Origin of the sequence: Bacillus cereus group sp. BceL220 (genome assembly GCF_051776965.1) — a bacterium.
Taxonomy (GTDB): domain Bacteria; phylum Bacillota; class Bacilli; order Bacillales; family Bacillaceae_G; genus Bacillus_A; species Bacillus_A cereus.
The window spans coordinates 81,715-96,423 of sequence record NZ_JBPWBC010000003.1; the positions used below are offsets into that span (position 1 = coordinate 81,715).

Consider the following 14,709-nt stretch of genomic DNA (forward strand, 5'->3'; position numbering starts at 1 on the left):
TATATATAATTACTCTATATTAGTTTGTTGAATAGTATATAAATTAAGAGAATTCTAGATAGAATTCTCTTAATGGCCTTTACTAATTTTAGCATGTGTTTTAAAGAAAACAGGGAAATGCACATTATATATTACAGTGACGACACGAATAACAAATGTTACTAATAAACAAACATAGAAAGCTAATACGTGTGCCCCCATAGCGTGTGTGATTAGGAAGCTAATTGCTCCTAAGATAGAAGCGATTGCGTAAATCTCTTTTCGGAATACGTAAGGGATATCTTGAGCACAAATATCACGCAAAATACCGCCTCCAATACCTGTAATGACTCCCATTGAAACAACTAGAAATGATGCGTCAACATGATGTGACATTGCCGCATTTGCACCAATAGCTGTAAAAACGCCTAAGCCAACAGCATCAGAAAGCATAATAACGACTTGAAGTTTATTGATGCGTTCAAAAAACATACAAGTAAATAGTGCTGATAATACACTTACGAAAAAGTAAATTGGTTTTACAAATGCGACAGGGGGCAGGTTACCAATCATGATATCACGAATAATACCGCCGCCGAGCGCAGTAGCTACAGCTAAACAAAGGACACCAAATAAATCTAAATCTTTTTTTAAACCAACTAATGTACCAGAAATGGCAGCGGCGATAATGCCAAGAAACGTAAATATATCGATTAATAACATGGCCTTAATCCCTTTCTCTTAAAGATGTTCCAGAGAAAAAATATACACTAAAGTATTGGAAATAACAATTACTTTTCGTTACATGTATAAAAACGGATAAAATACATAAAGAAAGCGTTTGAAAATGCTTAGGAGAAAACGAAGCAAGGTTAATCTTTAGTTGTAGGATAACCGAGTTGGTGTTTGTATATAATTATTAAATTTTATATATTTATAAACAAATTAACAAATGTTACTATAATGATGATAATAAGTGGAAGAGTGTTAGATAGTTTTTATAGAGATAGGGAAGGATAGCTAAAGGATAATGTTTTCTAGTACTACTTAAGCTGGATTTGGTTAGTTTCGGCATAAAAATAAGTTCTCAATTTAAATATGAGTTATGTTATAATTGCTAGGTGTGTTTTGAAGATAAAAATTATGATTAAAAGATAATGTTAAGATTTTGTATGGAGGTCTTGGAATGTTAGCAAATCAAGCTAGGGTTAGATTTGAGCATTTTTTGCTCTTTTTTATTATTTTACAGCCTGTTTTAGATTTATTAACGTCTCTTAGCATCACTTTATTAAAGTCAAATGCTACCGTTGGAATTTTAGTAAGATTCCTTATTATGGCTGTTGGTGGTATTTACATTTTAATTCAGGCAAAAGAGAAGGAAAATAGAAAGTTTTTAATTTATCTTATATTATTAGCCGGAGTTTTAGGGATAGGGTTTATTAATAACAAACTAGTTAAAAATCCTATTGTACTTGGTGAAGAGGTTAAATTCGTTGCGAAAGCATTATATATATATATCATGCTGGGATCATACATTTTAGCTTTAAAATCATTGAAAAAGACAGTTAATATTAGTGATAAGGTTCGAAATAGTATTGTATATTCTACATTAATCATTAACGCAATTATGGTTATTTCTATTTCAACATCTACTGACTTTGGTAGTTATGAATGGATGAAGGTTGGTTCTCGAGGTTGGTTCTATGCAGGGAATGAACTAGGTTCAATCTTAGCTATTATTTTCCCTATTGTGGTACTATATTCTATTCAAAAAACAAAGAGCTGGAAACACATTTTATATTGGATTCCATCACTCTTAATGATTTATTCGCTAATTCAAGTCGGTACAAAAGTTGGAATGGGCTCAATTGGTGCTACGTTAGGGGCAGCAATCGGAATCATTGTACTACAATTATTATTTGATAGAAAAAATCCGAACAAAAAATCCCTTGCGCTTAATGCAGTAATTGCTATGGTCCTATTAGCTGGTGTAGTTGGGACGTTTAAACAAACACCATTAGCACAAAATATGGGTATTCACAATAATTATTTATCAGAGCAAAATGTGGCACAGCAAGGTCAAAAAGAAAAAGAAATTAAAGAGAAGCTGAAAAAAGAGCAAGAACTTAAAGCAAAAGAAGAAAATCATCATAAAGTTGAAAAGCCAGAAGAAAAGGCGAAGATAGAAGAGGAAGTTAAGAAAGAGCTTGAGAAAGAGCAAAAGAAAGAAAATCAAGAAAATCTTATTTTCAGTGGACGTCAAGTATATGAAGAAAGACATAAGCAGTTCTTTAAAGAAGCGCCAATGTCACAAAAGTTATTAGGAATGGGTTATGCAGGTAACTTTAAATACAATGAACAAAAGCAGCCAGATCCAAAACTAATTGAAATGGACTTCCATGATTGGTTTTATGATTTCGGGATTATTGGCTTTGTATTACTAATGATTCCATTTATTTATTACGGGCTAAGAATTTTACTAGCATTTGCTACGAGATTTAAGGACATATTCAATATAAAATATGGAATGATTTCAGCAAGCTTATTGTTAGCGTTAGGTATTGCTTATATTGCAGGACATATTTTAACAGCACCAGGAGTTGGGATTTACTTTGTAGTGGTGTTAGCTTATCTAATAGTAGACCTAGAAATTGAATGATAAAAATAAAAGCTAACTTTTGTTAGCTTTTATTTTTTAGTACAGTAAAATAAAAATAGATGGAAACGTAGCGAGGATTTAAAGGAGGAAAAAATATGAGAATATTGCATATGAATGCAGGAGCAGAAGATGGGGGAGGGAAAACACATATTATTTCACTTCTCGATCAGTTTCCAACTGGTGAAGTAGAATTAGCAGTATTTGAAGATGGAATTGTTGCGAAGGAAGCAAGGGAGTTAGGGATAAAAGTCCATGTGTTTTCACAAAAATCGCGCTATGATTTATCCATTTTAAAGAATATAAGTGAATTTATTAATAAAGAAAAATTTGATGTAGTTCATACACATGGCCCTAGGGCTAATTTCTATGTTTCTTTAATGAAAAAGAGAATAAAGGCAAAATGGGTAACGACTATTCATAGTGATCCATTTCAAGACTTTACTAAACAGGGCTTAAAAGGTTGGATTTTTACGAAATTAAATTTGAAAGCCTTAAAAAATATAGACTTATTTTTCGTTGTAACAAATAGATTGAAAAAAAGCCTGGCAGCATTAGGTATTTCAAATGAAAAGATGCATGTTATTTATAATGGAATTGAATACGATAAGGAAAAAGCAGAAGGCTATAATAAAAAAGAAATGTTCAATATTGATGAAGATGTATTTACGGCAATCCAAGTAGCACGATTACATCCTGTCAAAGGACATGAAGTTTTATTCGATGCGTTACAACAAACAAAATTAGAGAAAATTAAAGTATTATTAGTTGGCGATGGCCCATTAGAAGAAAATCTAAAGTCATTAGCTACTGAAAAAGGGATTAACGATAAAGTAGAGTTTTTAGGACATCGTCAAGATGTAAAACAATTATTTGCGTCGTCACATGTAAATTTATTAACTTCCCATAGTGAAGGGTTCCCACTAGTTTTATTAGAAGCGGCAAATCAACGCGTACCATCAATTGTGACTAGGGCTGGAGAAATTGAACCATTAATCGTAGATGAAACTTACGGATGGATTGTGCCAACAGGTGATGGAAAGGCATTAGCATTAGCTTTAGAAGAAGCGTATGATAAGTGGAAAACTGGAGAGTTAGCAGCAATGGGCAAACATATTTATGAGCATGCTACTATGAACTTCTCACTTCAAAAACTATATGAAGATACAAAGGAAACATATAAGCAATTAATAGCGAAAAACTTGTAATGATAGAGAGGATAGTTAACTATGGCAGTACAAACAGTTGATATTCTAGGCGTTCCTTTTTCTACAATGACAATGGATGAAACGGTCCAATATTTAAAAGAACAACTAGAAGCGGAGCGAACTCATACGTTTCAGGTAGTAACAGCAAACCCTGAAATTGTTATGTGCGCAAAAAAGGATGAAAAGTTCTATCAAACATTATTGAATACAGATTTAATTACACCTGATGGTATTGGGGTTGTAAAGGCAAGCGGGATGCTTGGTACACCTTTAAAAGAACGTGTAGCAGGTTTTGATTTAATGTGTAATTTACTTGCGAAGTTATCTGAAGATAGTAAGCCGGTATCTGTTTTCTTATTAGGTGCAAAGCCGCATGTTGTACAAGCTGCAGCAGATCATTTAACAAAGACATATTCAGCTGTATCCATCGCCGGTACACAAGATGGTTATTTTAAACAAGAAGACGAAGAGAATATTATTTCTCGCATTCAAGAAGCAAAACCAGATTTATTACTTGTTGCACTCGGTTTCCCGAGACAAGAGAACTTTATCCAAAACAATAAGCATCGTTTAGAAACGAAAATGGCTGTTGGAGTGGGTGGAAGTTTAGACGTATGGGCTGGAGAAGTAAAACGTGCACCAAAATGGATTCAAGCGATTCATTTAGAGTGGTTTTATAGATTATGCAGTAATCCAACACGCTGGCGTCGTCAGTTAGTATTAGCGGAATTTTTAAAAGAAGTAATGCGTTCGAAAAAGTAGCGAAATATCGCTGCTTTTTTTATTTGTTCATTTTTAATAAATTGAAACTTTAATCAGTGAGGCATCCCTACTGATTATTAGCCCTCACCAATCGGGATAGACGTTTTACTTTTTGGGAATGATGAAGGAGAAATTTTTTACACAAAAGTATTTTACTTATACAATTCACACATGTAAAATGATGTGTAAAGACACCTGTGTAAGGAGGACTTCTAGTGGGCAAGGTAAAAGAAATTTCGAAGCGCAAACTACTTGGTATAGCTGGGCTTGGATGGCTATTTGATGCAATGGATGTTGGAATGCTTTCATTTGTAATGGTAGCCTTGCAAAAGGATTGGGGATTAACGAGCCAGGAAATGGGCTGGATAGGTAGTATTAACTCAATCGGTATGGCAGTAGGAGCGCTTATTTTTGGGATACTATCAGATAAAATAGGGCGAAAATCAGTCTTTATTATTACATTATTATTATTTTCTATCGGTAGTGGTTTAACTGCGTTAACGACGACACTCGCGATGTTTCTCGTTTTACGCTTTGTAATTGGTATGGGGCTTGGCGGAGAGCTTCCGGTTGCCTCTACACTAGTATCAGAGAGTGTTGAAGCACATGAGCGTGGGAAAATTGTTGTGTTATTAGAAAGTTTTTGGGCAGGTGGATGGTTAATTGCAGCTCTTATCTCGTATTTTGTTATTCCGAAATATGGTTGGGAAATTGCGATGGTATTGAGTGCAGTTCCAGCACTATATGCTTTATATTTAAGATGGAATTTACCGGATTCCCCAAGGTTCCAAAAAGTTGAAAAAAGACCATCTGTTATTGAAAATATAAAATCAGTTTGGTCTGGGGAATATCGTAAAGCAACAATTATGCTATGGATTCTATGGTTTTGTGTTGTCTTTTCCTATTATGGAATGTTCCTTTGGTTACCGAGTGTAATGGTGCTAAAAGGGTTTAGTTTAATAAAAAGTTTCCAATACGTACTTATTATGACGTTAGCTCAACTTCCAGGGTATTTCACCGCTGCTTGGTTTATTGAACGTCTCGGTCGTAAATTTGTTTTGGTTACGTATTTAATCGGGACAGCTTGCAGTGCCTATTTGTTTGGGGTTGCGGATTCATTAACAGTATTAATCGTGGCAGGTATGTTACTATCCTTCTTTAACTTAGGTGCTTGGGGAGCATTATACGCCTATACACCTGAGCAGTATCCAACCGTTATTCGTGGTACAGGTGCAGGAATGGCAGCAGCGTTTGGGCGTATTGGTGGTATTCTTGGACCACTATTAGTGGGGTATTTAGTTGCCTCAGAAGCTTCACTATCATTAATATTTACGATTTTCTGCGGATCAATTTTAATTGGTGTATTCGCTGTAGTAATACTTGGACAAGAAACGAAGCAACGAGAATTAGTATAAAGTGAAATTTTAAATGTATGCCTGATCGTTTATTACCCTACACTACTTGGCTCTTTCTAGGCAGTTAATGTAGGATAAAGGGGGAGAGGAAACCGAAGGGGTTTCCTTTTTTCTGTTTTTTTAGATAAATAATGGTATAGTAAGAAAAAGGGATTATTTCTTATAAAAGCGAATGTATACAGCAGGACATATGGACAAAGAATTAGGTGGTTGAAGAAATGAAAATTTTACTGATCATGGAAGAGGCAGAAGAGAGAAGAGAGTTAGCTGAAAATTTCACTGAAAATATGAGAAATGTAGAATGTTTTGAAGCAAAGACAGGAACAGAATCTTTATTTATGATGAAAAAACATATACCAGACTTTGTTTTTTTAAGTTCCAAATTACTAGATGGTACTGGTTTTGAATATGCAAGTTTATTACGAGAAATAAATTGCTATACAAAATTTATTTTTGTAGGTGAAAACATAGAGGAATCTATTACAGCTTTTCGTTTCCAAGCATTTTATTATTTATTACGACCATTTCGTGAAGAAGATTTACAATTTCTTTTATATAAAATAGGTAAAGAACAAGGTGAGAAAGCAAAGAGTTATTTGCGGAAACTACCGATAGAAAGTCAAGAAGGTATACGATATATGCTTCCAGAAGATATCGTATATGTAAGTAAAAATAAAGAAAATAAAACTGTTTCAATTTACACAACGAATAATCAGTATATTTCAACATATACACTTCAGGAATTAGAAAATAAGCTAAATGCATATGATTTTTTACGTGTGCATAAAAGCTATTTAATTAATATGTCATATGTAAAAGAACTGAAACCTTATTATAATGGCACGTATAATTTGTATTTAGATAGGTATGATGAGCAACCGATTCCAGTCAGTCGTAATTATGTAAAACGCCTTCGAAATAACATTGAATTATAGTAGGTAATGAGAGTATTTTAACATGATAAACTGAAAATCCTTCATGATAAGGAGGATTCAAGTTAAATATTCAGAAAATTTAGTACAATCTCCACTAAGAAATAGTATTGGGGGAATTGTATGTGAAGACATTGAAATCGATCTTACTTTGGGGCGTTATTACAGCAGTAGGAGCAGGTGCTTTTGGGGTAATAGCTTTATCACAAGGTGAAACCATTAATGCTGTATGGCTCTTAGTAGCTGCCGTATGTGTATATGCAGTTGCTTATCGTTTTTATAGTAGATTTATAGCGAGAAAGGTTTTTAATTTAGATGATAATCGGCAAACACCAGCCCATACATTAAACGATGGGAAAGACTATGTTCCGACAAATAAGTGGGTATTATTTGGACATCACTTTGCAGCGATTGCTGGGGCGGGACCTTTAGTAGGACCGATTTTAGCAGCACAAATGGGATATTTACCAGGGACCATTTGGATTATTGTTGGGGTAGTTGTTGCGGGGGCTGTTCAAGATTTTGTCATTTTATTTGCTTCGATGAGACGTAATGGTAAATCGTTAGGAGAAATGATTAAGGATGAGATTGGACCTGTTACAGGACTAATTGCAATGATAGGTATTTTAGGAATTATGATTATTTTATTAGCAGTATTAGCGTTAGTCGTAGTAAAGGCACTGATCGGAAGTCCTTGGGGAATGTTTACGATAGCAGCAACGATTCCTATCGCTATTTTAATGGGAGTTTATATGCGCTATATTAGGCCTGGTCGTGTTGGAGAAGGGTCAGTAATTGGTATTATCCTACTTATTTTATCTCTTATTGGAGGACAGTATGTAGCAGAAAACCCAACACTTGCAAGTATGTTCACATTTAGTGGTGAAACAATTGCTATTATGCTTATTGTATATGGATTTATTGCATCTGCATTACCAGTTTGGATGCTATTAGCACCACGTGATTATTTAAGTACATTTTTAAAAGTTGGAACAATCGTTGGATTGGCGATAGGTATTTTAATTGTAGCACCCAATTTACAAATGCCAGCAGTTTCGCAATTTATTGATGGAACTGGTCCTGTTTTCTCCGGTAATTTATTCCCGTTCTTATTTATTACGATTGCCTGTGGTGCGGTCTCTGGATTCCATGCTCTCGTTTCATCTGGTACAACTCCAAAAATGATTGAGCAAGAGGGACATGCACAGCCAATTGGTTACGGAGCAATGTTAATGGAGTCGTTTGTAGCAGCGATGGCAATGATTGCAGCTTGTGTATTAACGCCAGGAACTTATTTTGCGATTAATAGTCCGGCGGCACTTATTGGTACGGATGTATCGCAGGCAGCTCAAGTTATTTCTTCATGGGGATTTGCTATTACACCAAATGAATTAAAAGAACTTGCTGTAAATGTTGGAGAGCAAACAATTTTATCACGTACAGGTGGAGCACCAACGTTAGCAATAGGTATGGCATATATTTTCTCACAAGTAATAGGTGGAACGGCGATGATGGCATTCTGGTATCATTTTGCCATTCTTTTTGAAGCCCTATTTATTTTAACAACGATTGACGCAGGAACTCGTGTAGGACGATTTATGATTCAAGATATTTTAGGACATGTATATAAGCCATTTGCGAAAACAGATTCTACATTAGCTAATGTAATAGCTACAACGTTATGTGTATTAGGGTGGGGATATTTTTTATACCAAGGGGTAATAGATCCGCTCGGTGGAATTAATACATTATGGCCACTTTTCGGTATTGCAAATCAAATGCTAGCAGGTATTGCATTATTACTTGGAACGACAATTTTGTTCAAAATGGGGAAAAAGGCGTACGTTTGGGTAACACTTATTCCAACTGTGGGATTGCTTATTGTAACAATGACAGCTGGTTATCAAAAGCTATTTCATGAAAATCCTAAAATCGGATTTCTATCTCACGCGAAGGTGTTTCAGGGAGCGTTAGATGAAGGGAAAGTGTTAGCACCAGCTAAAAATGTTACTCAAATGAAGCAAATTATTTTTAATGATTATATCGATGCAGCGCTTTGTGGGATTTTTATGATAGTTGTAATCGCTGTGTTAATTTCAGCACTTCGAATTTGGATACAAGTATTAAGAAATAAGCCAATGCCGTTAAAAGAGGCACCATATATTCCTAGAGATGAAAGTGAGTCGAGGAACTATGCTTAAAAAGCTGTGGCAAGTATGGGGGGAAAGGAAGCGCTTTATTAGTTTGCTCGTTGGGGTACCAAGTTATGAAATATACGTAGAGCATATGAAAAAGCATCATCCAGAAGAAGAGATTGTATGTCAAAAGCAGTTTTTTGCTGAGGCACAAGAAGCAAGATTTAACGCAAAGGGTGGAAAAATATCACGCTGTTGTTAATGAAAAAGGGCGAGTTTTCGCCCTTTTTATTTTTTTGCTGTTTCACGTGGAACAGCAAAAAAATAAACAAAAAACTTTGGGAATTATAGGGATTTCGTATACAATAAAGTGAGGAAGGGGATAGATGGAAAAGTAGGGAGATTATTTTATGTTAAGGGACTTATTTGTAAATACAACAATTATTATTTCCTTTATTTTTGTTGGAGGTCAGCTTTTAAGAGATAAGCCGTTAAAAGAAGGATTCTCTTTTTTGCAGAAGTGTGTAATCGGTATTTTTACTGGAATATTAGGTGTACTGTTAATGCATTTTGGTGTACACATTGAAGATATTATGTTGGATTTACGTTATTTAGCCGTTATTTTGGCAATTATAGTTGGAGGTCCGGTAGCTAGTAGTATAACAGTTACTATAATTTTAATTACTCGGCTAATTTTTACTGAGTACTCTTTAGCTTCCGAATTGGCTTGCTATACAATTTTACTAAGTGGAATTGGTGTTATCTTTATTGCAAGAATACAAACTTCGATTACGTTAAAGTTAGTATGGTTACACGTATACTGCCTTTCTATTTTGATAGTACCGATGTATATATTATTTAATGATATATCTGTAGTTGTACTATATTTAATTTCAAGTATTACTACAGGTTACATAACATTCGTAAGTACAAACTATGTTTTACAATCCAATGAGTTATTTCAAAAGATGAAACAATACGCAACGATAGATGCATTGACAGGTTTAGGAAACGTAAGACAGTTTGATTTAGAGATGAATCGTCATATTAGTAATAAGAACATGAAAAATGATTTGCTTTGTTTACTCCTGATAGATATTGATCACTTTAAGTATGTAAATGATACGTACGGGCATCCTGCAGGGGACGAAGTGTTAAAACAAGTAGGATGTATTTTACGAGAAACTTCACAATTTCCAGATTTGGCTTTTCGAAAGGGTGGAGAGGAGTTTGCGCTTTTGATACCGAATAAGGGATTAGCTTACGGAATTTGTATGGGCGAGCAAATTCGTACAGCTGTTGAAAGTCACCCATTTCAATTGTTAGATGGAACAAAAATAAAAATTACGGTTTCGGTAGGGGTTTCAGAGTATGAAGGGTCATCAGAGCAATTTATTCAAGCGGCGGATGATGCGTTATACTACTCGAAACGAAATGGTAGAAATAAGGTCAGCTCTGCATCTTAAAGATAAGATGACCAGAAGACATAAAGCTTATAAAAAACACTCACAGAGTCAATGTATGAACCTTGTGAGTGTTTTTATTTATATATTAGACAAGTTCTTTTGATACAACGAATTTACGATATGCACCATGGTGAGTTGGACCTACGTATTCGTTAATTTTGAATGAGTAACGAATAGCAGCTGTGATGAATTCTTTAGCAGTTTTTACTGCTTCTTTCACAGGTTTTCCTTTTGCAAGTTCTGCTGTAATTGCAGCAGAATATGTACAACCTGCACCGTGTGTATTGGTTGTATCGATTTTTTCTGATTCTAGAAGGTCGAATGTTTCTCCATCATATAGGACGTCGATTGCAGTTTCCGTACCAAGTTTGCTTCCGCCTTTAATTAGTACGTATTTGGCACCTAAAGCGTGGATTTTCTTCGCTGCTTCTTTCATGTCCTCAAGAGAATTAATTTTCACACCGCTTAATTGGTAAGCTTCAAATAAGTTTGGCGTTACAACTAATGCCTTTGGCACAAGAACGTCACGTAAGCAATCGTTCGTTTCAGGATGTAATGCTTCATCTGCACCTTTACATACCATAACAGGGTCAACTACTACATTTTTGAAATTGTGCTTTTCGATTGTTTCTGCAACCATTTCAATAATTTCTACCGATCCAAGCATACCTGTTTTTAAAGCATCTACGCCAACACCTTCAATTGTTGTTTCTAATTGTGGTTTTAATGTAGAAGCTGGGATTGGAAATACGTTATGTGCCCAACCGTTATGTGGATCCATCGTTACGATTGTTGTAAGAGATGTCATTCCGTATACGCCAAGTTCTTGGAATGTTTTTAAATCTGCTTGTATACCAGCACCGCCACTTGTGTCAGAACCAGCGATAGTAAGTGCTTTATTTAATGTCATTATGAAAGCCCCCTCAAGTGATATAATGAAAACTATGTTTTCACCATTATATCAATGTTACGAATAAGTACAAAGTGAAAAGTAGATGATTTATTTTAAGAGCTATTTAAAATCTTGTATGCAGGAGACTGAGTATGTTTCGAGATAATCGTACAAATGAATTAGTTATATTAAAGGAAATTGCAGAAACATTAAATACATCAAATGATACGTATCATGTATTGCAAGCTGTCCTAGAGAAATTACTAAGTGTGACAGGCTTAACGACAGGATGGATTTTTCTTGCAGATGAAAATGGGAAGTATACGAAGTTGATTGATTACCAATTACCAGAGGCACTTACATATGAAAATAAACGCCCGATGTGCGAAGGTGAGTGTTGGTGTTTACGAGGTTTTGTAGATGGGAAATTAGAGAGAGCCGTTAATATTATTGAATGTAAAAGAATTAATAATGCAATTGAATATAATTGGGGAGATACGGAGGGCATTCTTCATCATGCTACGGTTCCTTTAAAAGCTGGAGGAGAAAAATTTGGGTTGTTAAATGTTGCAAGTCCGGGTAAAACACATTTTTCGGAAGAAGAATTAGTATTACTCCAATCGGTTGCTTTCCAAATTGGTACGGCTTTAAAGCGAACAAAATTATATGAAAATGAAAAAAGAAGAGCACATTATTATGTGAAATTAGAGCGTTTCATTCAAGATTTAAAAACGATTCATAAGTTTAATGTATTACCTGAAAAGGTGGTAAATCACGTAGGTGAAGTATTTCAATGGAATCAAGTAGCGCTTTTTATTAGGGAGGAAAAAGAATTATCTCTGCGAGCGTCTTACGTTCAAGAAGAGTTACAAGAGGATGTAAAAGAGGCGGCCAACAAGGCGTTAGAGCAAGATGAACCAGTTCTAATAAAACATCAAATAGGGCATAATGTGCATCTAAATCAAACTGTTATTGCTACGCCAATACATATTCAAAACCATATATTTGGTGTTTTATGTGTTAGCTTGAATAATGGAGAGTTTGATGCTAATACAATAGATGTAATTCAAGCGCTATCAAACCATGTTTCGTTAATAATAGAGAATTTGAGGTTAAACGAGCAGCGCCGTGAACTTGTACGAATGGAAGAAAGAAACCGATTAGCAAGAGATTTACATGATTCTGTTTCGCAAAAATTATTTTCATTAACCTTCATGACAAAAGGCGCCGAGGCAGTTTTAAAAGGTAAAAATGAAAAGGTAGATCAATCTTTGCATGAGATGCGTGAACTTGCACAAGGAGCTTTGAAAGAAATGAGGACATTAATTTGGCAGCTTCGTCCGGCAGGATTAGAAAAAGGATTATTGCCAGCTCTAAAGCAGTACGGTGAAAATTTGGGACTGAAAATTAGGGAGCAAGTTACGGGTGTTCGTGATTTACCTCGTGTAGTAGAAGAAGCTTTATGGCGCATTGGCCAAGAAGCACTGAACAATGTAAGTAAGCATGCAGGTGTAAAAGAAGCGACGATTTATTTTACAGTGAATGAGAAAAATGTATCATTAGAAATAGTTGATCAAGGAAAGGGCTTTGTGGAAAAGAATATAAAAGAAAAGAAATCACTAGGTATGACTACGATGCGTGAAAGAGTAGAATTAGTTGGTGGAACAATTAAAATTGTAAGTAGTAATAAACGAACGAGCGTAAAAGTAAATGTACCATTATGATGTGAAAATGAGGGAAGTTTGTGAAAATAAAAGTATTGTTAGTTGATGATCATACAGTTGTTTTAAAAGGATTAGCGTTTTTCTTAAGCACACAGGAAGATTTAGATTTAGTTGGAGAAGCGAATAATGGGAAAGAAGCGTTAGTGAAAGTAGGAGAAACAAATCCTGATGTTATATTAATGGATTTATATATGCCTGAAATGGATGGTGTTGAGGCGACGGCATATATTAAAAAAGAGTATCCAAATGTGAAAGTAATTGTGTTAACTAGCTTTTCTGATCAGGCGCATGTGTTACCTGCATTAAGGGCTGGAGCAAGTGGGTATATTTTAAAAGATGTAGAACCCGATCAGCTTGTTGAGGCTATTCGAAGTGCATATAAAGGTAATATTCAATTACATCCGGATATAGCAAATGCTCTTCTCTCTCAAACATTACCTGTAGAAGAAAAGGAAGAAGAACATTCTATTCAAGTGGATGTGCTAACAGCGAGAGAAAATGAGGTGTTGCAACTATTAGCAAAAGGGATGAGCAATAAGGAAATTGCATCTGTTTTAGTTATTACAGAAAAGACGGTTAAGGCGCATGTAAGTAGCATTTTGAGTAAATTAAATTTATCCGATCGTACGCAAGCGGCGTTATATGCAGTGAAAAATGGAATTGTATAAGACAAAAGTCGTAAGACCTAGTTCGCCTTTAGAAGGTGGACTTTTTTTATGGAAAAATACGTCTATGTGAGGACGAAATTGTCTTGATATAAAGATAAAATATGTTTGTAAGCAACAAAACAACAATTACAAGGGATACCTTTTTTGAAAGCATATAACAACATAAGAGTGAGTACTAGGAGGAAGAAATAATGGCAACAGTTTTATTCGTAAAAGCAAACAACCGTCCAGCGGAACAAGCAGTTAGTGTAAAATTATATGAGGCATTTTTAGCAAACTATAAAGAAGCACACCCAAATGATACAGTAGTAGAACTGGATTTATATAAAGAAGAATTACCATATGTAGGTGTAGACATGATCAATGGTACATTCAAGGCAGGTAAAGGATTTGATTTAACAGAAGAAGAGGCAAAAGCAGTAGCAGTTGCTGATAAGTATTTAAATCAATTCCTAGAAGCTGATAAAGTTGTTTTCGGCTTCCCATTATGGAACTTAACGATTCCAGCAGTGCTACACACGTATATTGATTATTTAAACCGTGCTGGTAAAACGTTCAAATACACGCCAGAGGGTCCAGTTGGCCTAATCGGTGATAAGAAGATTGCATTATTAAATGCACGGGGCGGCGTATATTCAGAAGGTCCAGCAGCTGAGGTAGAAATGGCTGTTAAATATGTAGCAAGTATGATGGGCTTCTTCGGCGCAACAAACATGGAAACAGTAATTATTGAAGGACATAACCAATTCCCAGATAAAGCGGAAGAAATCATTGCTACAGGTCTTGAAGAAGCAGCTAAAGTAGCAAGTAAATTTTAATTAAAATTATAATCGTCACTCGAAAAAGCAGCATTAACATGTAAACGTTAATGC

Annotated in this window: 13 protein-coding genes; 11 read left to right on the forward strand and 2 right to left on the reverse strand. The window is 35.0% G+C overall.

From position 1 onward, the window contains the following. Positions 1–69: 69 nt before the first annotated feature. Positions 70–702 (reverse strand): trimeric intracellular cation channel family protein, encoded by a 633-nt coding sequence (locus tag ACS2FK_RS09505; protein WP_063549209.1) that lies wholly within the window; start codon positions 700–702, stop codon positions 70–72. 463 nt (positions 703–1,165) lie between these two features. Between ACS2FK_RS09505 and ACS2FK_RS09510 the strand changes: the two genes are divergently transcribed. The 8 genes from ACS2FK_RS09510 (at position 1,166) to ACS2FK_RS09545 (ending at position 10,553) form a co-directional block, all read left to right on the forward strand. Then, complete coding sequence (locus ACS2FK_RS09510; protein ID WP_000880755.1) at positions 1,166–2,638, forward strand: O-antigen ligase family protein; 1,473 nt, start codon at positions 1,166–1,168, stop codon at positions 2,636–2,638. A gap of 95 nt (positions 2,639–2,733) precedes the next feature. Continuing rightward, positions 2,734–3,843 carry a glycosyltransferase family 4 protein gene (locus tag ACS2FK_RS09515; protein WP_001221227.1) on the forward strand — a complete coding sequence of 370 codons (1,110 nt, stop codon included), beginning with the start codon at positions 2,734–2,736 and terminating at the stop codon, positions 3,841–3,843. A gap of 21 nt (positions 3,844–3,864) precedes the next feature. After that, complete coding sequence (locus ACS2FK_RS09520) at positions 3,865–4,605, forward strand: WecB/TagA/CpsF family glycosyltransferase (RefSeq protein ID WP_000290751.1); 741 nt, start codon at positions 3,865–3,867, stop codon at positions 4,603–4,605. A gap of 215 nt (positions 4,606–4,820) precedes the next feature. Next, a complete protein-coding gene (locus tag ACS2FK_RS09525; protein WP_063549207.1) occupies positions 4,821–6,020 on the forward strand; it encodes an MFS transporter in 1,200 nt (399 codons plus the stop codon). Between the two features lie 218 nt (positions 6,021–6,238). Beyond that, positions 6,239–6,955 (forward strand): LytR/AlgR family response regulator transcription factor, encoded by a 717-nt coding sequence (locus ACS2FK_RS09530; RefSeq protein WP_000698259.1) that lies wholly within the window; start codon positions 6,239–6,241, stop codon positions 6,953–6,955. A gap of 122 nt (positions 6,956–7,077) precedes the next feature. Next, on the forward strand, positions 7,078–9,153 hold the full coding sequence (cstA, locus tag ACS2FK_RS09535) for a carbon starvation protein CstA (protein WP_016513279.1): 2,076 nt from the start codon (positions 7,078–7,080) through the stop codon (positions 9,151–9,153). Beyond that, entirely contained in the window at positions 9,146–9,349 is a 204-nt protein-coding gene (locus tag ACS2FK_RS09540; RefSeq protein ID WP_000914502.1) for a YbdD/YjiX family protein, read from the forward strand. Before cstA ends, ACS2FK_RS09540 begins: the two co-directional genes overlap by 8 nt. Positions 9,350–9,497: 148 nt before the next feature. Then, positions 9,498–10,553, forward strand: a complete 1,056-nt coding sequence (locus tag ACS2FK_RS09545) for a GGDEF domain-containing protein (protein WP_063549205.1) — start codon at positions 9,498–9,500, stop codon at positions 10,551–10,553. A gap of 85 nt (positions 10,554–10,638) precedes the next feature. Here the strand turns inward: ACS2FK_RS09545 and pdxK are convergent, their stop codons facing one another. Next, positions 10,639–11,463, reverse strand: a complete 825-nt coding sequence (pdxK, locus tag ACS2FK_RS09550) for a pyridoxine/pyridoxal/pyridoxamine kinase (protein ID WP_000174252.1) — start codon at positions 11,461–11,463, stop codon at positions 10,639–10,641. Between the two features lie 134 nt (positions 11,464–11,597). On the opposite strand from pdxK, the gene ACS2FK_RS09555 reads away from it, so the two are divergent. From ACS2FK_RS09555 to ACS2FK_RS09565, 3 genes are all read left to right on the forward strand, one after another. Continuing rightward, complete coding sequence (locus ACS2FK_RS09555; protein ID WP_000488131.1) at positions 11,598–13,169, forward strand: GAF domain-containing sensor histidine kinase; 1,572 nt, start codon at positions 11,598–11,600, stop codon at positions 13,167–13,169. A 20-nt stretch (positions 13,170–13,189) separates the two neighbouring features. Continuing rightward, positions 13,190–13,837 carry a response regulator gene (locus tag ACS2FK_RS09560; RefSeq protein ID WP_063549203.1) on the forward strand — a complete coding sequence of 216 codons (648 nt, stop codon included), beginning with the start codon at positions 13,190–13,192 and terminating at the stop codon, positions 13,835–13,837. 191 nt (positions 13,838–14,028) lie between these two features. Beyond that, positions 14,029–14,655: an FMN-dependent NADH-azoreductase gene (locus ACS2FK_RS09565; RefSeq protein WP_000246722.1), complete on the forward strand. Its 627-nt coding sequence runs from the start codon at positions 14,029–14,031 to the stop codon at positions 14,653–14,655. Positions 14,656–14,709 lie beyond the last annotated feature (54 nt).

Bases quoted from the DNA above. Each gene is read 5' to 3' on its own strand.
- ACS2FK_RS09520 (WP_000290751.1), top strand. From the start codon at position 3,865: ATGGCAGTACAAACAGTTGATATTCTAGGCGTTCCTTTTTCTACAATG.
- pdxK (WP_000174252.1), bottom strand. From the start codon at position 11,463: ATGACATTAAATAAAGCACTTACTATCGCTGGTTCTGACACAAGTGGC.
- ACS2FK_RS09530 (WP_000698259.1), top strand. From the start codon at position 6,239: ATGAAAATTTTACTGATCATGGAAGAGGCAGAAGAGAGAAGAGAGTTA.
- ACS2FK_RS09510 (WP_000880755.1), top strand. From the start codon at position 1,166: ATGTTAGCAAATCAAGCTAGGGTTAGATTTGAGCATTTTTTGCTCTTT.
- ACS2FK_RS09505 (WP_063549209.1), bottom strand. From the start codon at position 702: ATGTTATTAATCGATATATTTACGTTTCTTGGCATTATCGCCGCTGCC.
- ACS2FK_RS09515 (WP_001221227.1), top strand. From the start codon at position 2,734: ATGAGAATATTGCATATGAATGCAGGAGCAGAAGATGGGGGAGGGAAA.
- ACS2FK_RS09545 (WP_063549205.1), top strand. From the start codon at position 9,498: ATGTTAAGGGACTTATTTGTAAATACAACAATTATTATTTCCTTTATT.
- ACS2FK_RS09565 (WP_000246722.1), top strand. From the start codon at position 14,029: ATGGCAACAGTTTTATTCGTAAAAGCAAACAACCGTCCAGCGGAACAA.
- ACS2FK_RS09540 (WP_000914502.1), top strand. From the start codon at position 9,146: ATGCTTAAAAAGCTGTGGCAAGTATGGGGGGAAAGGAAGCGCTTTATT.
- ACS2FK_RS09555 (WP_000488131.1), top strand. From the start codon at position 11,598: ATGTTTCGAGATAATCGTACAAATGAATTAGTTATATTAAAGGAAATT.